Origin of the sequence: Azomonas agilis (assembly GCF_007830255.1) — a bacterium.
Taxonomy (GTDB): domain Bacteria; phylum Pseudomonadota; class Gammaproteobacteria; order Pseudomonadales; family Pseudomonadaceae; genus Azomonas; species Azomonas agilis.
This window is the reverse complement of sequence record NZ_VLKG01000001.1, coordinates 470919-488327: the sequence shown is the minus strand read 5'-3', so window position 1 is coordinate 488327 and position 17409 is coordinate 470919. Positions and strand designations below refer to the sequence as shown.

Below are 17409 nucleotides of genomic sequence, written 5' to 3'. Positions count from 1 at the left end.
TCACCCTAATTGGCCCATGCTTTTGTTGGGCTTTAACGAGGTATCCCTGTGACTGACCGCTACGCTGTTTTTGGCAATCCTATTGCCCACAGTAAATCCCCCCAGATCCATCGGCTATTTGCCCAGCAAACTGGCCAAGATTTGACCTATGAGGCTATTTTGGCTCCGCTGGATGACTTTACGAGCGTCGCTAAGGATTTTTTCCAGCAGGGGCAAGGCGCTAACATCACAGTACCCTTTAAAGAGGATGCTTATCGCTTGGCAGATCAACTCACTGAGCGGGCGCGTCTTGCTGGGGCAGTGAATACACTCAAGCGCCAAGCCGATGGCTCCCTGCTTGGGGATAACACCGATGGAGCGGGATTGGTCAACGATCTCAGTAATAACGCTGGAATTTCTCTAACGGGCCTTAATATTTTACTGTTGGGGGCTGGTGGTGCAGTGCGGGGTGTGCTGGAGCCTTTATTGGCGCAGCAGCCTGCCCGTTTGGTGATTGCCAACCGTACTGAGGAGAAGGCCGCGCATTTGGCGAGTCTGTTTGCTGATTTTGGTTTGGTAGAGGTCAGCCACTTTGAAGCACTACAGACCCCCTTTGACCTGATTATTAACGGTACTTCAGCCAGCCTTTCTGGGGCCGTTCCGCCCATTCCAGTGCTTTGCGTTCAGGCAGGGCATACCCTGTGCTATGACATGATGTATTCCAAAGAGCCAACGGCGTTTAACCAATGGGCTTTAGAGTGCGGGGCTGCTAGGGCTTTGGATGGTCTGGGTATGTTGGTGGAGCAGGCGGCGGAGTCTTTTGCACTGTGGCGGGGTGTTCGTCCTGAAACGCAATCAGTGTTGTCTTTATTGCGTGAACAAGTGCAAGCAGGCTAAGTTTCTGTGTAATTAGGCCGCTTACGGATTGCTATTTTTCCAATAATCTGGATAATTTTGCACCTTCGTCGGGGATGCCTATAGCCCGTCGAATATAAACAATCGGTAGGGGATGCCTAGCCTGCCGTAGTTTTGCCGAATGCGGACGCTTTGACCCGAGCCCCCGACAGTGTCTGTTTCCGGCCCGTCCTAGCTTTGCTGGGGCAAGCACTATCCAGTAAGATTCGCCGTCCTGTATGAAGAGCGGCCCTCTGAGGCTATAACTAATGAAGACTTTTACTGCCAAGCCGGAAACCGTAAAGCGCGACTGGTATGTCGTCGACGCTGCCGGTCAGACCCTGGGTCGTCTGGCCACTGAAATTGCCCGCCGTCTGCGTGGCAAACACAAGCCAGAGTACACCCCTCACGTGGATACTGGCGACTACATCGTAGTCATCAATGCCGAACAAGTGCAGGTTACTGGTGCTAAAGCCAGCGACAAAATGTACTACTCTCACTCGGGTTTTCCAGGTGGCATCAAATCCATCAGCTTTGACAAGTTGATCGACCGTGCTCCTGAGCGTGTGATTGAAATCGCGGTTAAAGGCATGCTGCCGAAAAACCCACTGGGTCGTGACATGTACCGTAAGCTGAAAGTGTACAAAGGCACAGCCCACCCACACACTGCTCAACAGCCCCAAGAACTGAAGATTTAACGGAGTAGTTCATTATGTCGGCGACTCAAAATTACGGCACAGGCCGTCGCAAGACTGCAACTGCCCGCGTATTCCTGCGTCCGGGCACTGGCAACATTTCCATCAACAATCGCACCTTAGAAAATTTCTTCGGTCGCGAAACCGCACGCATGGTAGTACGTCAGCCCCTAGAGCTGACTGAAACCGTTGAGAAGTTTGACCTGTACATCACTGTTGAAGGTGGTGGTATCAGTGGTCAAGCCGGTGCTATCCGTCACGGTATCACTCGCGCTCTGATCGAGTACGATGAAACCCTGCGTAGCACACTGCGTAAAGCAGGTTTTGTAACCCGCGATGCTCGTGAAGTAGAACGTAAGAAAGTGGGTCTGCGCAAAGCGCGTAAGCGTCCACAATACTCCAAGCGTTAATCGGTTGGTGGTCAAAAATGCCCGGTTCGAAACCGGGCATTTTTTTTGCCAAAGCGAATTGATGAGCTAAGGCTATACCGCAGTATTTAGGCCTGTGCCATGCTTTGTCATGATCTGCGTGCCTTGCCACAAAAAAAGGGGATGCTTACCATTTTACAGACTTTCTAATTTGTCCGATCTTTATACAAGCCGCAGCAGAAAGTCAGATAAAGCAACTATAAGAAACTGATGGGAGACGACTGAATGAGCTATGACGGCGTTAACACGGGCCGCCGGCGTTTCCTAGTAGCCGCCACCTCTGTAGTGGGTGCTGCTGGGGCGGTGGGAGCCGCAGTTCCCTTTGTGGGATCTTGGTTTCCAAGCGCTAGGGCCAAGGCAGCAGGGGCACCTGTAAAGGTGAATATCAGCAAGATTGAACCGGGGCAGCAGATAGTGGCTGAATGGCGGGGACAACCCGTTTTTATTTTACGCCGCGACCCCAGTATCTTGACTCATTTAGACCAATTAAACGGAGCTGTTGCCGATCCAGAGTCTAAGGAATCCAGACAGCCAACTTATGTTCATGCTCAGTACCGATCCATTAAACCCGAAATTTTGGTGGTAGTAGGTCTTTGTACTCATTTGGGATGTGCCCCTTCCTTTCGGCCTGAAATTGCACCAGCTGATTTAGGTGCGAGTTGGTTGGGGGGATATTTTTGCCCCTGCCACGGTTCTCGCTACGATTTAGCGGGACGAGTGTATAAAGCCCAGCCAGCACCCCTGAATTTACCGGTTCCGCCTTATTTTTATGAGACGGACGACATCATTGTCATAGGGGTTGATCCTAAGGAGCAGGCGTGATGAGCAAGATCATGGATTGGATTGATGCACGCTTACCCGTGACTAAGATGGTCGAAGACCACTTAACGCGGTACTACGCTCCGAAAAACTTCAACATTCTGTACTTCTTTGGTTCTTTAGCTCTGCTGGTATTGGTTAACCAGATCTTGACGGGTATTTGGTTAACCATGAGTTTCGAGCCTTCGGCTACGGGAGCTTTTGCCTCAGTTGAGTACATCATGCGGGATGTGGAGTACGGCTGGATTATCCGCTATCTGCACTCTACGGGGGCTTCAGCTTTTTTCATCGTCATCTATCTGCACATGCTGCGTGGCTTGCTGTATGGCTCTTATCAAAAGCCCCGTGAGTTGGTGTGGATTTTGGGGATGTTCATTTATCTGGCTCTGATGGCTGAAGCCTTTATGGGCTACTTATTGCCGTGGGGGCAGATGTCTTATTGGGGTGCGCAGGTGATTATCTCCCTGTTTGGCGCCATTCCTGTGATCGGCGAAGACCTGACTCAGTGGATTCGCGGCGATTATCTGGTTTCAGGGATTACCCTAAACCGCTTTTTTGCCCTGCATGTGATTGCTCTGCCCATTGTGATCTTGGGGTTGGTGGTTTTACACATACTGGCCTTGCATGAGGTGGGCTCCAATAACCCCGACGGAATAGAGATCAAAAAGCATAAAGATGAGCAGGGTCGGCCCCTAGACGGTATTCCCTTCCATCCTTATTACACCGTTAAGGATCTAGTGGGTGTAGCGGTATTTCTGTTTGTGTTCTGCGCCGTGGTGTTCTTTTTCCCAGAGGGTGGTGGCTATTTTCTGGAGCGCCCCAACTTCGAGCCCGCCAACGCCTTCAAAACCCCTGAGCATATTGCCCCTGTTTGGTATTTCACCCCGTTTTACGCCATTTTACGCGCTGTTCCCGATAAGCTGATGGGTGTAATGGCGATGGGTGGCGCGATTGCCATGCTGTTTGTGCTGCCGTGGTTGGATCGCAGTCCAGTTAAATCCATGCGCTATAAAGGTTGGCTCAGCCGCATTGCTTTGATCGCTTTTTGTATTTCTTTTATCACCCTTGGGGTGCTGGGTGTGTTGGCTCCAACGCCAGAACGTACTTGGGTATCGCGTGTATGTGCGGTGGTTTATTTCGCCTACTTCCTGTTGATGCCGCTGTATACCAGCATTGAAAAAACCAAAGCGGTTCCAGATCGGGTGACAGGCTCATGAAAAAGCACTTTGCAGTATTTTTATTGGCGCTGATGCCTTCGTTTTCCTTCGCTGCGGCAGGAGTTACTGCCCTTGATTCGGTTGAGATTGACTTGACGGATAAAGCCGCCATGCAAGATGGCTTACGCACCTTCGTCAACTATTGCCAAGGCTGTCATGGAGCTCAATACCAACGCTATGAGCGAGTAGCGAAGGATTTGGGGATTCCTGAAGACATCATGTTGAAAAACACGGTGTTTACTGGGGCCAAAATTGGCGATCACATGCAATCCGCCATGCAACCTAGAGAAGCCAAAGTTTGGTTTGGCGCGGCTCCTCCAGATTTAACGCTGGTGGCTCGGGTACGAGGCACTGATTGGTTGTATAGCTATTTGCGTAGCTTTTACGATGATCCGCATCGGCCCTATGGGGTGAACAACAGTGTGTTTCCCAACGTAGGTATGCCTCATGCGCTGATTTCACTGCAAGGCCGTAGAGCCATAGGCTGTAAGCAAGTGCCTTTGGTGGAGCAGGGGCGTAAACAATACGATCCACTAACCGGCGTGCCCTTAACCCGCGAGGAGTGTGGGGTCATGGCTGTGGTTCCTGGTACCGGCTCTTTATCTGAGTCTGAGTATGATGAGTTGGTGAAAAATCTGGTGACCTTCTTGGCCTACTCGGCTAACCCGGTCAAATTAGAAAGCCAACGCATTGGTACCTACGTTCTGCTGTTTTTGGTGGTGTTCTTTGTATTTGCTTATCTATTAAAGCGAGAATACTGGAAGGATGTACACTAAAGCCCTTTGATTTTGTACCTAAAACAACGCGCCTCAGTGGGGCGCGTTTGTTTTTTAGGGGGAATTGCCAGTACCCTGATAGGGTTCGGGGAGTGTATTCCCGTTCTGAATTTAGGCAATCAGAGGTAGATACTGATGACTTCAAACCGGCCGTATCTGATCCGGGCGCTGTATCAATGGATTGTGGATAACGATTGTACGCCGCATTTGTTAGTGAATACGGGATATCCCAAGGTTCAAGTGCCGGAAGGCTATGCTCAAAACGACCAGATGGTGCTGAATGTTTCACCCAATGCAGTGCGTCAGTTAGAGATGGGTAATGAAGAGATCAGTTTTGATGGACGCTTCTCGGGAGTGGTACATCAAATCCTAGTGCCTATGGGAGCAATTTTAGCGATTTACGCCCGAGAAAATGGTAAAGGAATGGTCTTTGAAGCTGAACCTATTCCCCCACAAGGCGGGGACGAACCGGATGAAGGCAATAATAACTCCGGATCACGTCCTTCCGGTCGTCCTAGCCTGAAGGTGGTTAAGTAGTTGGGTTTCTTGTCCTAATCAATGTACTCAAATACACGCACAATGCGTTGTACACCGGATACTCCTTGCGCGGCATTGGTGGCTCGGTCTGCCTCTGGGCGGGTAACGAGCCCCATCAAATAGACGATGCCATTTTCAGTGATCACGCGAATCCGTGCGCTGGAAATACTGTTATCAGTCAGCATGACGCTTTTGATTCGCGTGGTTAGCCAAGCATCGGTACTGCGTGCCAGTGCCGAGGAGGGGTTGGTAATTTGCAGCTCATTACGCACCCCACGGACACCTTGAATACTGGCAACGGCTTGTTCAGCCAGCCGTTTTAGTTCTTGCCGAGGGGTTTGTCCAGCCAGCAACACAATGCCGTTATAGCTGGCAACAATGATGTGTGAAGCGCTCTCCAGTTCAGGATGTGCCTTGGAGATATTAACGGATGCTTTGGTTTCGATCAGGGAGTCATCAATCTTACGCCCTAGGGTTCGCGTCCCACGATCATCCTGAATAGGCTCATCATGGGTAGCGTTAACCACAGAGGTACAGCCTATAAGGCTGAGTAACAAGCTACAGACTGCGAAATAACGGAAGACATTCATTCATCAAACCCAAACAATTGATTGTCAATCAAATCACAGAGGCAATGGATGACCAATAAGTGTACCTCTTGAATCCGAGCCGTAACCTGTGAGGGAACACGGATTTCAATATCTTCTGGCAACAATAACGAGGTTAAGTTGCCGCCATCACGTCCGGTTAAGGCCACGACCTGCATATCTCGATCATGGGCTGCTTGAATGGCTTGCAGTACATTCGCCGAGTTACCGCTGGTGGATATGGCCAGTAGTAAATCGCCTGAGCGTCCCAAGGCACGTACTTGCTTGGAAAACACTTCGCTGTAGCTGTAGTCGTTGGCAATGGAGGTTAGGGTGGAGCTGTCGGTGGTCAGTGCAATCGCCGGCAGACTGGGGCGTTCCCGCTCAAAGCGGTTGAGTAACTCCGACGAAAAATGCTGAGCATCTCCCGCCGAGCCGCCATTGCCGCAGGCTAAGATTTTTCCGTCGTTTAATAAGACATTGACCATCAATTGTCCTGCACGCTCAATGCTGGGCACGAGGCTGTCCATGGCTTTTTGTTTGGTCTCAATGCTGGCTTGAAAGAGCTGGATAATTCGTAACTGAGCGTCCATAGATGCTTTACCTCGAATGATCGGGCCAGTTTCAGGCCATGAAAGAGTGATAAGAAGTTGGGTACTCAGGCATCAAAGGCATGGCGTACCCATTCAACATGATCTGCTCCTTGGGCCTGTGACTGGATGGCCAGTACATCAAAGCGGCAAGGATGATGAGCCCAATGGGGTTCCGACATTAAAAAAGCCTGCGCTGCGGTAATCAGACGCTGCTGTTTGCGTGGAGTGATGCTTTCTAAAGCAGAACCCCAATCCTTGCGGCTACGGTATCGAACCTCTACAAAAACCAACGTTTGCTGGTGTAGTAAGATCAAATCTAACTCACCGCCACGACAACTCCAATTACGGGCTACCAGTTGTAACCCTTGGGCACGGAGGTAATCCAAAGCCTGCTCTTCCTTGAGCTGGCCCAGTGTCCGCGATGTTGTACTCATGGTTTTGCTTGGGTGGTAGTCCAAGGGATAACTTCGCCATTGTGGAACGTCGCCCAAGGCAACTGGCGTTCAATCCGCCGCCAAGTGTTGAGCTGTAACACTCCAGTCACACCCTCAAGACGGGTATCTGGGAGTGCTTGTAGCTGTTTCAAGCGTGAGGCCAGCAAATAGGCATCAGCACCCATGGCATAAATTCGTCCTAGGCTGCTGCTAGCTTGCGGCCATTGTTGCTCAACGGCTCGACGCAGTAGGGTATTGGGATTTAACAACCAAGGGGTTTCGGTAAAGCGAATGCCTTCCAGATCCAGATATTGGGTGCGATTTTGGGTCGCGGCATGTAATTGCGAAGTACCATAAACAGGCACATCTCCTACATATTGGAAAATCAATGCAGGACGAACCTGCTGTGCTTGCTGAGGTGTAGCAGCTAGGAACAGGAAATCAACATCTTGCCGATGGGTAGGCTGGAATGATAGTTGGGTACCCAGTTGCTGCTGTAAACGTTTAGCGCGCGCTTCAGACTCGCGCAGCCGGAAGACTTCCACCAACTGGGCGGCGAGTTTTCCGGGCTCGGCGATGGTTTCTGCGGCTAGGAGGGTGCCTCCTTGACTGCTCCAGCTTTGGCGGAAGGCTTCCAGCACTCGATTTCCCCAATCTCCACTGGGAACCAAGGCAATGGCGCGGCGATGACCCTCAGCCCAAGCGCGGCGCGCTACTTCACGGGCCTCATCTTCAGCCGCTAAGCCAAATTGGAATAACTGAGCAGGCACCTGCTGGCCGGGATCGGTGTAGTTTAGGGCCAAGGTTGGAATAGGCAGTTGGCTCATATTAGCCAGTTGGCGGACGGGCTCTTTTTCTAGGGGGCCAATCACCAGTTCAATCCCATCGGCCTGAGCCTGTTGGTAAAAGCTGTCTAGGGTTTTGAATTGAGTGCTGTCGTAAATTTGAATTCGCGCTAGAGCATTGCCTTCTTGCTGGGCCTGAAAGTGGGCGGCCATAAAGCCGTCACGGATGCTTTGGGCGATGTTGGCTAAGGATCCCTGTAGCGGTAAAAGCAATGCAACTTGACGGGGCGGCTGATCCACAAAGGTCAAAAGCTTGTTCAACTCATCCGGTAGCTGACGGCTGGCCGGATGATTGGGGTTTTGCTGCCGCCACAAATTGATGGCTTGTTGCTGCTGCGGCAGTGTTTTGGCTTGGCGAACCATACGTCCTAAACTGATCCAGCCGTTTAAATCAGGCTCAGTACCGGTAGCACTGAGTTGTTCATCCGATAGTCCAGAAACCAATTGCCATATGGCTTGATGATTTTCAGCCGTAGCCGGTTGTTGCCCATTGAGTTGATAGGCCAAAAAAATACGCTCACGAATGGCCGTTAATGGCTGATTATTGGCCTCAAAGGTTCGTGCCCGAGCCATGTGACTGCGTACCTGCTGAGGGAGTGGTAACTCAGCCAAGCGTTGAAAACTGTTGTGTTGAATGGCCGTCAGAGCTTGATCAGGGCGTTGTTGGGCCAATGCCAGCTCTGCTTGTAGGGTATAGGCAAACACTTGAGGCGCAGGTTTTAACTGCTCAAGGGGGGTTTGCTCCAAGATACGGCGTGCCTGTAATAAGTCGCCGCCCCGAGCACTTTGATCAGCGGCGGAGAGACGCAATAGCCAAGCTTGCTCTCCCTCAAGGGTAGCAGCCTGTTGTAACAGTTGCTGCACGTTAGCCTGAGGTGTACGAGGTAGCTCACCCAATACCGGGCCTTCCGGCGTGCTAGAGCAAGCACTGAGTAAATGAATAATAAGCGCAAGTACGGGTAAACGCAGGCGATCCATCATGGTAGAGATGTCCTGATTGTCGTGGTGCGGCAAGGAAGTGTACCCAAGCCGGAATCGTGCGGCGATGCGCTGACACAAAAAGGGATACAATGCGGCTTTCATGACCGAAGGGTAGAGCCTGTGAGTGCTAAAAGTTATACGGGTTCCACAGTGGGGACACTGTATGTGGTTGCCACGCCGATTGGTAACCTAGACGACATGAGCACTCGTGCTATACGAACTCTGCGCGAGGTTGCTCTAATTGCGGCGGAAGATACGCGCCATTCTACTCCGCTTTTGCGCCATTTTGGTATCTCTACGCCGTTAATCGCGTGTCACGATCATAATGAGCGGGAACAAGGGGCTGCTTTAATAACTCGGTTATTGGCGGGTGAGGATATTGCGTTAATTTCCGATGCTGGAACCCCCCTGATTTCTGATCCGGGTTATCACCTCGTGCGTCAAGTGCGCGCGGCGGGGATTTCTGTTGTCCCTATTCCTGGCCCCTGTGCTTTAGTGGCGGCACTGTCTGCGGCGGGTTTGCCTTCGGATCGCTTTATCTTTGAGGGCTTTTTACCGGCAAAATCTGCTGCTCGTCAGAGTCGTTTAACCGCCGTACAGCGTGAAGAGCGCACCTTGATTTTTTACGAAGCACCCCACCGTTTATTAGATTGTTTAACCGATCTGGCTGCCATTTTGGGTGAGGATCGACCGGCATTATTAGCACGAGAGCTCAGTAAAACCTTTGAAACGCTAAAAGGCCTACCACTAGGCGCTTTGCGCGATTGGGTAGCCGCAGACTCGAACCAGCAGCGCGGGGAGTCTGTATTGTTGGTAGCTGGTTGGTCAAAACCTGAGTCTGAGGATGAGGTAGACCCCGAAAGCCTACGGGTGTTGGATCTGTTATTGAAAGAGTTACCTGTTAAACGGGCCGCCGCTTTGGCTGCGGAAATTACCGGAGCGCGCAAAAATCAGTTGTATCAAGTGGCTTTAGAGCGTAAGTCCAGCTAATGCCTAGCTAATGCCTAGGCTTGCAGGTTCAGGTTAAGCACTCTATCCTTGCCGCCGGAGAGTCGATTGGGCAGTCGCTGTTCCCTTTCATCCGAAAGGGGAGGGAGGAAAGTCCGGGCTCCATAGGGCGAAGTGCCAGGTAACGCCTGGGAGGTGTGAGCCTACGGAAAGTGCCACAGAAAATAACCGCCTAAGTACGCAAGTGCCGGTAAGGGTGAAAAGGTGCGGTAAGAGCGCACCGCACGGCTGGCAACAGTTCGTGGCTAGGTAAACCCCACTTGGAGCAAGACCAAATAGGGATCCATTGGCGTGGCCCGCGCTGGATCCGGGTAGGTTGCTAAAGATAGTCAGTGATGGCCATCGTAGAGGAATGACTGTCCTCGACAGAACCCGGCTTATAGATCGACTCTCCGACCTCATCTAATGCTTAGTGAGCAATAGGCCACCACTTGGCCTGTTTTTATTCAGTCCTTATCGCTATCTATGTCCTTGTCTTGACGATAAGATGAGCGCATTTTTATAGTTCGCTCCTGTGATGGACAGACCCCTTAGCGTTATCTTAATAAGACCTGTCTATCGTGCCCCTTCGTTGTGCCTAACTACGGAAAACTCTGACTTATGCCAAAGTGGTGATGCTTTGGATGAAGTGTCATGGTTCAGAGGCTGAACTAGCCGATGGTTCCGATGAATAAAGCCAAGCTGAGAGCATCCATCGGACTGCCTATTCTGATTACTGCATGACGTGACTTTGTGAATTTAACTCCAAGTTTTCAGCACATAACCGTGTTGCGTGACGAAGCCGTAGCTGCATTAGCGGTAAAGCCTTCGGGGCGTTATATCGACGGTACCTTTGGCCGTGGGGGACACAGTCGCCTGATTTTGACCCAACTAAGTGCAGAAGGTGCTTTATTGGGTTTTGATAAAGACCCTCAAGCCATTCAAACCGGCTTGGAGTTAGCAGCCAAAGATCCTCGATTTAGTATCGTTCAGCAAAGCTTTGCCTGTTTAGGTGAAGAAGTCATTCAGCGTGGCTGGCAGGGTGCCGTTGATGGATTACTGTTGGATTTAGGGGTTTCTTCGCCTCAGTTAGACGATCCTGAACGTGGTTTTAGTTTTATGCAGGATGGCCCCTTGGATATGCGTATGAATCCAGACCAAGGACTCAGTGCTGCCCAGTGGATCGCCTTAGCCTCGGAAGAGGAAATCGCTCAGGTGCTGAAAAACTACGGTGAGGAGCGCTTTGCCAAACGCATGGCCCGCGCGGTGGTACAGCGCCGCCAGCAACAAGTTTTTCAGCGTACTGGTGATTTGGCTCAGGTGTTAGCGGCGGCTAATCCGGCTTGGGAAAAGGGACGGCATCCTGCGACTCGGGCATTCCAAGGTATTCGCATTCACATCAATAACGAGCTGGGTGATTTAGAGCATGCTTTGGAGCAGGCTCTTGAGTCCTTAGCCGTGGGTGGGCGTTTGGTAGTGATTAGCTTCCATTCCCTAGAAGACCGTATCGTGAAACATTTTATGCGCCGCCATGCTAAAGGCGAGCAAGATCAACTGCCACGGGATTTACCCGTCTACAGTAAAAAATTTGACCCCCGCTTGCGCTTGATTGGCAAGCCGCAATACGCCTCCGCTCAGGAGCTGGCGGATAATCCTCGTTCGCGCAGCGCCATTATGCGGGTAGCAGAGAAACTACGATGAAAGGCATCAAGCAAGGATTACCCGGCGGCACTTGGTTGCTGTTGATTCTGTTTGTCAGCGTCCTGATTTCATCAATGGCGGTTTCTTATGTAGCCCATTGGAACCGCCAGTTGCTCAGTGAGTTATTTCAGCAACTGAGCGTGCGCGACAAAACCCAAGCTGAATGGGGGCGCTTGGTGTTAGAGCAAAGCACATGGACGGCCCATGGCCGCATTGAAACCCTAGCTACGGAACAACTGAATATGCACGTCCCCAGTGCTGTTGATATCAAGCTGGTGCAGCCATGAAAGACCTTCAAGGGGCTGTGTATCCTTGGCGTTTTCGCGTGGTTTTAGGCTTACTGCTCTTGATGGTGGCTGCTATCGCGTGGCGCATTATTGACTTACAGGTGTTAAGTCAGGAGTTTTTGAAAGAGCAAGGCGATGCCCGCAGTGTGCGTTATATCCCCATTCCCGCTCACCGTGGCGTGATTGCAGATCGTCATGGCGAGCCTTTAGCCATTAGCACCCCAGTAACGGCGTTATGGGCTAACCCAAAAGAGCTGAAAGATCAGCAGATTGCTCCGGTACGCTGGGCGGCTTTAGCGGCAGCCTTGGGGCAGGATGCCCAGAGTCTGAGCCAACGCATCCAACAATTGGGACACCGTGAGTTTATGTATCTGGCTCGTGGCTTAACGCCTGAGCAGGGTCAGCAAGTCCTGGCTCTGAAAATTCCCGGAGTTTACTCTCAAGAGGAGTTTCGGCGCTTTTATCCGGCGGGGGAGGTTCCTGCGCATCTCATAGGCTTCACCGATATTGATGATCGGGGACGTGAAGGCATTGAGCTGGCCTACGATGAATGGTTAGCGGGGGTTCCCGGAAAGCGGCAGGTACTTAAAGACCGCCGGGGGCGAGTGATTAAAGACATTCAAGTGGTACAGAACGCCAAACCGGGAAAAACGCTGGCACTATCTATTGATCTGCGTTTGCAATATTTAGCTCATCGTGAATTGCGTAATGCCATACAACAGCACGGTGCTAAAGCGGCCACCCTTGTGATGGTGGATGTTAAAACCGGGGAAATTTTAGCGATGGCGAACCAGCCTACCTATAACCCCAATAATCGTCGTACCGTGCAACCCGCTGCCATGCGTAACCGCGCCTTAACGGACTTATTTGAACCCGGTTCCACGGTGAAGCCCTTTTCTATTACCGCTGCTTTGATCACAGGTCGTTACCATCCCTCATCGGTGGTAGACACCAGTCCAGGCTCCATGAAAATTGGGCGTTACACCATTAAGGACGTATCTCGGGGCGGATTGTTGGATTTGACGGGGATTTTGAAAAAATCCAGTAACGTCGGGGTGAGCAAGATTACCTTAGACATAGGCCCAGAACCTTTGCATACCCTGTTGCATCAGGTGGGCTTTGGACAGGATACCGGGCTAGGGTTTCCGGGTGAGCGTTTAGGTAAATTGCCCAATCACCCCAAATGGCGGCCACCGGAAATAGCCTCTATGGCCTATGGTTATGGATTATCCGTTACCGCTGCTCAGTTAGCCCATGCCTACACCGTATTAGGTAATGAGGGTCGGCTTGTGCCTTTATCGCTTATCCGTCAGGAAACGCCTCCCGTGGCGCAGCAGGTGGTTAAGCCTGAGATCGCTCGTACTGTATTGCATATGTTGCAAGCAGTGGTTGAGGAGGAAGGGGGCGGTGGTGCGCGGGCTAAGGTACCGGGCTACCATGTCGCAGGTAAGAGTGGTACCGCTAAGAAAATTTCCGGGCATGGTGGTTATACCGCCAGTGCTTACCGGGCTTTTTTTGCGGGAATCGCGCCGGTCTCGAATCCACGCTTGGCTATGGTCGTGATGGTTGATGAGCCCAGCACGGGCCAGTATTACGGTGGACAGGTAGCGGCTCCGATTTTTGCTAATGTGATGGCAGGTGCTTTGCGCCTGTTGAATGTGGCCCCGGATAACCTCCCATCGCTGCAAACCGTAGAAGTAAAACCTAGCAAAGGAGGGCGTGGTTGATGGCCGTGCCGTTAAATCATCTGTTCCCCCAAGCCAATACCTCGGTCATGGTGCGTGCCTTGGCTTTGGACAGTCGAAATGTCCGCCCCGGCGATTTGTTTTTAGCCGTTCCTGGTTTGAGGTCCGATGGCCGTCACCACATTGCTGATGCCATTGCGCGAGGGGCCGTAGCTGTTGCCTATGAATTAGAGGGCGCTCCAGAGCATTTGGACATTGCTGCACCTGTAGTCGCTCTGCCTATTAAAGATTTATGTGCGCAACTGTCCGCTATTGCCGGGCGTTTTCATGGTGATCCCAGTCGCAGCTTGCGCCTGATCGGTGTCACCGGCACTAATGGTAAGACCAGCGTGAGCCAACTCTTAGCTCAAGCCTTAGATTTACTGGGTGAGCGCTGTGGCCTGATTGGAACCTTAGGCTGTGGCTTTTACGGTGCTCTGACCCGTAGTCTGTACACCACCCCTGATGCCTTAGGAGTACAGGAGGCCTTAGCCAATCTCAAGCAGGCTGAAGCTGAAGCCGTGGCGATGGAGGTGTCCTCCCACGGTTTAGAGCAAGGGCGCGTATCAGCGCTGGATTTTGACATGGCGGTGTTCACCAATCTGTCCCGTGACCATCTGGATTATCACGGCACTATGGAGGCCTATGGTGAAGCCAAAGCCCGTTTATTCAACATGCCTAGTGTTAAATGCCGGGTTATCAATCTGGATGATCCTTTTGGACGGCACTTGGCCGCTCAGGATCAGGCTTCGCAACTGATTACCTACAGCCTGAATGATCCTACGGCTGTTTTGTATTGCCCCAGTGCCCAGTTCAACGATCAGGGCATACAGGCGCGCTTAGTCACGGCTCAAGGGGAGAGCAGCCTACGCAGTCCTTTATTGGGCCGTTTTAACCTCAGTAATTTGATGGCGGTAGTGGGCGCTTTGCTGGGCATGAGTTATCCCTTGGATGAAATTTTGGCAGTGTTGCCACGCTTAAATCCTCCTCCGGGGCGTATGCAGCGCCTAGGTGGAAAAGGGCAACCACTGGTGATTATTGATTACGCCCATACCCCAGATGCTTTAGAGCAAGTGCTGACGGCTTTACGTCCCCATGCCAGCCAAGGGCAACTACGCTGCTTATTTGGCTGTGGTGGGGATCGGGATCGTGGTAAGCGTCCCTTGATGGCCGCCGCCGCCGAGCGCCTAGCCGATGTAGTGGTGGTGACGGATGATAATCCGCGCTCTGAAGATCCAGCCCAGATCCAAGCCGATATTCGCTCCGGTTTTGTGGCCCCAGATTCTATTGAATGCTTATTAGGCCGCGCTGAAGCCATCGCCCATACGATTGCCCTTAGCCAAGCTAAGGACGTGGTGTTGTTAGCCGGAAAGGGGCATGAGGATTACCAAGAAATTCAGGGTGTACGTTACCCCTTCTCGGATTATGAAGAAGCCCGTCGTGCCTTAGAGGCTTGGAGTGCCACCCATGTTTAAGCGCTTCAGCTTGAGTGAGCTCCAAGTGCCTCTGGCTGCCCAATTGATCGGGTCGGATGCGTCCTTCTGCTCAGTCAGTACTGACAGTCGAGCCATTCAGCCGGGGCAGTTGTTTATTGCCTTAGTGGGTGAACGTTTTGATGGGCATCAATATTTAAACGAAGTAGCAGCCAAGGGCGCGGTGGCTGCTTTGGTAGCCCATGCAGTTTCGGATTGTCCTCTGCCTCAATTAAAGGTGGCTGATACGCGTATAGCCTTGGGTCAGTTGGGGGCTTTAAATCGTCAGCGCTTTAGTGGCTCAATGGCCGCTGTGACGGGCTCTAGCGGTAAAACAACCGCCAAAGAACTGATCGCCAGCATTTTACGCGTGGCCCACGGGGCCGAGAGTGTATTGGCTACCCGTGGCAATTTGAACAATGATTTGGGCGTTCCTCTCACCCTATTGGAGCTGAATGCCCAACACCAAAGCGCTATTTTGGAACTAGGCGCTTCCCATGTGGGAGAAATTGCCTATACGGTGGCCTTAGTACGCCCGCAGGTATGCTTGATTACCAATGCAGGCTTAGCCCATGTGGGTGAGTTTGGTGGGCCTGAACGTATTGTTGAAGCTAAGGGCGAGATTTTAGAAGGCTTAGACGATCAGGGCGTTGCAGTGCTAAACCGTGATGATCCGGCGTTTGAACGCTGGAAACAGCGGGCGGGAGCACGTTCGGTATTGTCCTTTGGGTTCTGCGAACAGGCTGATGTACGCGCCCTTGCCTTGACTCAAGATGGACGCGGATGTCCCCAGTTCCAGATGCAAGGCCCTTGGGGAAATCTGGAGGTACAACTCAATTTGCTGGGGCGGCATAACGTAGCTAATGCCTTAGCTGCTGCTGCTGTTACCTACGCGATGGGGATTGTTCCTAGCGCCATTCAACAGGGATTACAAGCCGTGCAGCCGGTTAAAGGGCGTGCGGTAACTTCTTTGGGTTTGGGTAGCGTGCGTTTAATTGATGACAGCTACAATGCCAACCCCGTTTCCATGATGGCGGCCATTGATATTCTGGCCAGCCTGACTGGACGCAAAATTTTAGTTCTGGGCGATATGGGTGAACTGGGCGATTGGGTTGAGTCTAGCCATCGACAAGTAGGCCAATACGCTCAGGGTAAAGTGGACGCTTTATATGCTGTGGGCCCGCATATGGCCCATGCGGTAGCGGCCTTTGGCGATGCTGGACACCACTTTAGTGACCAAGCGGCCCTCATCGCGGCCTTAAAGCCCCTATGTGCTCCAGATACTAGCTTACTGATTAAAGGTTCACGCAGTGCGGCAATGGACAAGGTCGTTACTGCTTTGAGTTCATCCCCTACGGAGACGCTTTGAATGCTGCTGTTGCTCGCAGAGTATCTGCAACAGTTCTACACTGGATTTTCGGTAGTTCAGTACCTGACCCTACGGGGGATTTTAGGGGTACTGACGGCTTTAATCATTGCCCTATGCTTAGGGCCTTGGATGATCCGTACCCTACAGCTGCGCCAAATTGGTCAAGCGATTCGTAATGATGGCCCGCAGTCTCATCTGTCGAAAAAGGGTACACCCACTATGGGCGGCGCGCTGATTTTATCGGCAATCACCGTCAGTACCCTGTTGTGGGGCGACTTATCCAGCCGTTATCTGTGGACTGTTTTGTTGGTCACCCTGCTGTTTGGGGCCATCGGTTGGGTGGATGATTATCGCAAAGTGATTGAGAAAAACTCCCGAGGCTTGCCCAGTCGTTGGAAGTATTTCTGGCAGTCAGTGTTTGGTTTGGTGGCTGCTTTGTTCTTGTATTGGACGGCGCAAACACCGGTAGAAACCACCTTTATTGTGCCGATGTTAAAGGATGTCAGTATTCCTTTAGGCTTTGGCTTTGTAGTTCTAAGCTACTTTGTCATTGTGGGCTCTAGCAATGCAGTGAACCTAACCGATGGCCTGGACGGTTTAGCCATTATGCCTACGGTCATGGTGGGAGGAGCCTTAGGCATATTTTGCTATCTGTCCGGTAACGTCAACTTTGCTCAATATCTGTTGATTCCCTATGTGCCGGGCGCGGGTGAGCTGATTGTATTTTGCGGCGCTTTAATCGGTGCGGGATTGGGCTTTCTCTGGTTCAACACCTATCCGGCCCAAGTATTTATGGGCGATGTGGGTGCGTTGGCCTTAGGAGCTGCTTTAGGCACTATTGCCGTCATCGTGCGCCAAGAAATCGTGCTATTCATCATGGGTGGGGTGTTTGTTATCGAAACCCTATCGGTCATGATTCAAGTTGCCTCGTTTAAGCTAACCGGTAAACGAGTATTTCGTATGGCTCCCATTCACCACCACTTCGAGCTGAAAGGCTGGCCAGAGCCGCGCGTGATTGTGCGCTTCTGGATTATCACCGTGGTTTTGGTACTCATTGGTTTGGCCACCCTGAAGTTGAGGTAAA

The 17409-nt window shown here is 51.7% G+C and carries 18 protein-coding genes and 1 other RNA gene; 15 read left to right on the top strand and 4 right to left on the bottom strand.

Annotated elements, in window-relative coordinates:
* Positions 1-48 precede the first annotated feature (48 nt).
* The 7 genes from aroE to LX59_RS02230 all read left to right on the top strand — a co-directional run bounded on the left by aroE (position 49) and on the right by LX59_RS02230 (position 5345).
* Positions 49-876, top strand: coding sequence for a shikimate dehydrogenase (gene aroE, locus LX59_RS02260; protein ID WP_144570205.1), 828 nt, complete (start codon positions 49-51; stop codon positions 874-876).
* Between the two features lie 266 nt (positions 877-1142).
* A complete protein-coding gene (rplM, locus tag LX59_RS02255; RefSeq protein WP_144570204.1) occupies positions 1143-1571 on the top strand; it encodes a 50S ribosomal protein L13 in 429 nt (142 codons plus the stop codon).
* A 14-nt stretch (positions 1572-1585) separates the two neighbouring features.
* Positions 1586-1978: a 30S ribosomal protein S9 gene (gene rpsI, locus LX59_RS02250; RefSeq protein ID WP_144570203.1), complete on the top strand. Its 393-nt coding sequence runs from the start codon at positions 1586-1588 to the stop codon at positions 1976-1978.
* Between the two features lie 243 nt (positions 1979-2221).
* Entirely contained in the window at positions 2222-2818 is a 597-nt protein-coding gene (gene petA, locus LX59_RS02245) for a ubiquinol-cytochrome c reductase iron-sulfur subunit (RefSeq protein WP_144570202.1), read from the top strand.
* On the top strand, positions 2818-4032 hold the full coding sequence (locus LX59_RS02240; protein ID WP_144570201.1) for a cytochrome b: 1215 nt from the start codon (positions 2818-2820) through the stop codon (positions 4030-4032). Before petA ends, LX59_RS02240 begins: the two co-directional genes overlap by 1 nt.
* Positions 4029-4808 (top strand): cytochrome c1, encoded by a 780-nt coding sequence (locus tag LX59_RS02235; RefSeq protein WP_144570200.1) that lies wholly within the window; start codon positions 4029-4031, stop codon positions 4806-4808. The genes LX59_RS02240 and LX59_RS02235 overlap by 4 nt, the downstream gene beginning before the upstream one ends.
* A 135-nt stretch (positions 4809-4943) precedes the next feature.
* Entirely contained in the window at positions 4944-5345 is a 402-nt protein-coding gene (locus LX59_RS02230) for a ClpXP protease specificity-enhancing factor (protein ID WP_144570199.1), read from the top strand.
* 14 nt (positions 5346-5359) lie between these two features.
* On the opposite strand, the gene LX59_RS02225 is transcribed toward LX59_RS02230, so the two are convergent.
* From LX59_RS02225 to LX59_RS02210, 4 genes are all read right to left on the bottom strand, one after another.
* Positions 5360-5935 carry a BON domain-containing protein gene (locus LX59_RS02225; protein ID WP_144570198.1) on the bottom strand — a complete coding sequence of 192 codons (576 nt, stop codon included), beginning with the start codon at positions 5933-5935 and terminating at the stop codon, positions 5360-5362.
* Complete coding sequence (locus LX59_RS02220; RefSeq protein WP_144570197.1) at positions 5932-6525, bottom strand: phosphoheptose isomerase; 594 nt, start codon at positions 6523-6525, stop codon at positions 5932-5934. Before LX59_RS02220 ends, LX59_RS02225 begins: the two co-directional genes overlap by 4 nt.
* 65 nt (positions 6526-6590) lie before the next feature.
* Positions 6591-6959: a YraN family protein gene (locus LX59_RS02215; RefSeq protein WP_144570196.1), complete on the bottom strand. Its 369-nt coding sequence runs from the start codon at positions 6957-6959 to the stop codon at positions 6591-6593.
* Positions 6956-8782 (bottom strand): penicillin-binding protein activator, encoded by a 1827-nt coding sequence (locus LX59_RS02210; RefSeq protein WP_425457466.1) that lies wholly within the window; start codon positions 8780-8782, stop codon positions 6956-6958. The genes LX59_RS02215 and LX59_RS02210 overlap by 4 nt, the downstream gene beginning before the upstream one ends.
* 123 nt (positions 8783-8905) lie before the next feature.
* On the opposite strand from LX59_RS02210, the gene rsmI reads away from it, so the two are divergent.
* From rsmI to mraY, 8 genes are all read left to right on the top strand, one after another.
* Entirely contained in the window at positions 8906-9775 is an 870-nt protein-coding gene (gene rsmI, locus LX59_RS02205) for a 16S rRNA (cytidine(1402)-2'-O)-methyltransferase (protein WP_211354800.1), read from the top strand.
* A 58-nt stretch (positions 9776-9833) separates the two neighbouring features.
* Positions 9834-10189: RNase P RNA component class A (rnpB, locus tag LX59_RS02200), an RNA gene on the top strand.
* Positions 10190-10525: 336 nt separating this feature from the next.
* Positions 10526-11473, top strand: a complete 948-nt coding sequence (gene rsmH / locus LX59_RS02195) for a 16S rRNA (cytosine(1402)-N(4))-methyltransferase RsmH (protein ID WP_144570195.1) — start codon at positions 10526-10528, stop codon at positions 11471-11473.
* Positions 11470-11760: a cell division protein FtsL gene (ftsL, locus tag LX59_RS02190; protein WP_144570194.1), complete on the top strand. Its 291-nt coding sequence runs from the start codon at positions 11470-11472 to the stop codon at positions 11758-11760. The genes rsmH and ftsL overlap by 4 nt, the downstream gene beginning before the upstream one ends.
* The gene (locus LX59_RS02185) at positions 11757-13487 is read left to right on the top strand and encodes a peptidoglycan D,D-transpeptidase FtsI family protein (RefSeq protein WP_144570193.1); all 1731 of its coding nucleotides are present in this window, start codon (positions 11757-11759) and stop codon (positions 13485-13487) included. Before ftsL ends, LX59_RS02185 begins: the two co-directional genes overlap by 4 nt.
* Positions 13487-14959 carry a UDP-N-acetylmuramoyl-L-alanyl-D-glutamate--2,6-diaminopimelate ligase gene (locus LX59_RS02180; protein ID WP_144570192.1) on the top strand — a complete coding sequence of 491 codons (1473 nt, stop codon included), beginning with the start codon at positions 13487-13489 and terminating at the stop codon, positions 14957-14959. The genes LX59_RS02185 and LX59_RS02180 overlap by 1 nt, the downstream gene beginning before the upstream one ends.
* Complete coding sequence (locus LX59_RS02175; protein ID WP_144570191.1) at positions 14952-16325, top strand: UDP-N-acetylmuramoyl-tripeptide--D-alanyl-D-alanine ligase; 1374 nt, start codon at positions 14952-14954, stop codon at positions 16323-16325. Before LX59_RS02180 ends, LX59_RS02175 begins: the two co-directional genes overlap by 8 nt.
* Positions 16326-17408 carry a phospho-N-acetylmuramoyl-pentapeptide-transferase gene (gene mraY / locus LX59_RS02170; protein WP_144570190.1) on the top strand — a complete coding sequence of 361 codons (1083 nt, stop codon included), beginning with the start codon at positions 16326-16328 and terminating at the stop codon, positions 17406-17408.
* Position 17409: the final 1 nt, after the last annotated feature.

What these genes read in the sequence shown, in the direction of transcription:
- LX59_RS02185 (WP_144570193.1), top strand. Translation starts at nt 11,757, where the DNA reads ATGAAAGACCTTCAAGGGGCTGTGTATCCTTGGCGTTTTCGCGTGGTT.
- petA (WP_144570202.1), top strand. Translation starts at nt 2,222, where the DNA reads ATGAGCTATGACGGCGTTAACACGGGCCGCCGGCGTTTCCTAGTAGCC.
- LX59_RS02210 (WP_425457466.1), bottom strand. Translation starts at nt 8,782, where the DNA reads ATGGATCGCCTGCGTTTACCCGTACTTGCGCTTATTATTCATTTACTC.
- rpsI (WP_144570203.1), top strand. Translation starts at nt 1,586, where the DNA reads ATGTCGGCGACTCAAAATTACGGCACAGGCCGTCGCAAGACTGCAACT.
- rplM (WP_144570204.1), top strand. Translation starts at nt 1,143, where the DNA reads ATGAAGACTTTTACTGCCAAGCCGGAAACCGTAAAGCGCGACTGGTAT.
- LX59_RS02225 (WP_144570198.1), bottom strand. Translation starts at nt 5,935, where the DNA reads ATGAATGTCTTCCGTTATTTCGCAGTCTGTAGCTTGTTACTCAGCCTT.
- mraY (WP_144570190.1), top strand. Translation starts at nt 16,326, where the DNA reads ATGCTGCTGTTGCTCGCAGAGTATCTGCAACAGTTCTACACTGGATTT.
- LX59_RS02180 (WP_144570192.1), top strand. Translation starts at nt 13,487, where the DNA reads ATGGCCGTGCCGTTAAATCATCTGTTCCCCCAAGCCAATACCTCGGTC.
- LX59_RS02240 (WP_144570201.1), top strand. Translation starts at nt 2,818, where the DNA reads ATGAGCAAGATCATGGATTGGATTGATGCACGCTTACCCGTGACTAAG.
- LX59_RS02175 (WP_144570191.1), top strand. Translation starts at nt 14,952, where the DNA reads ATGTTTAAGCGCTTCAGCTTGAGTGAGCTCCAAGTGCCTCTGGCTGCC.
- LX59_RS02235 (WP_144570200.1), top strand. Translation starts at nt 4,029, where the DNA reads ATGAAAAAGCACTTTGCAGTATTTTTATTGGCGCTGATGCCTTCGTTT.
- LX59_RS02215 (WP_144570196.1), bottom strand. Translation starts at nt 6,959, where the DNA reads ATGAGTACAACATCGCGGACACTGGGCCAGCTCAAGGAAGAGCAGGCT.
- ftsL (WP_144570194.1), top strand. Translation starts at nt 11,470, where the DNA reads ATGAAAGGCATCAAGCAAGGATTACCCGGCGGCACTTGGTTGCTGTTG.
- LX59_RS02230 (WP_144570199.1), top strand. Translation starts at nt 4,944, where the DNA reads ATGACTTCAAACCGGCCGTATCTGATCCGGGCGCTGTATCAATGGATT.
- LX59_RS02220 (WP_144570197.1), bottom strand. Translation starts at nt 6,525, where the DNA reads ATGGACGCTCAGTTACGAATTATCCAGCTCTTTCAAGCCAGCATTGAG.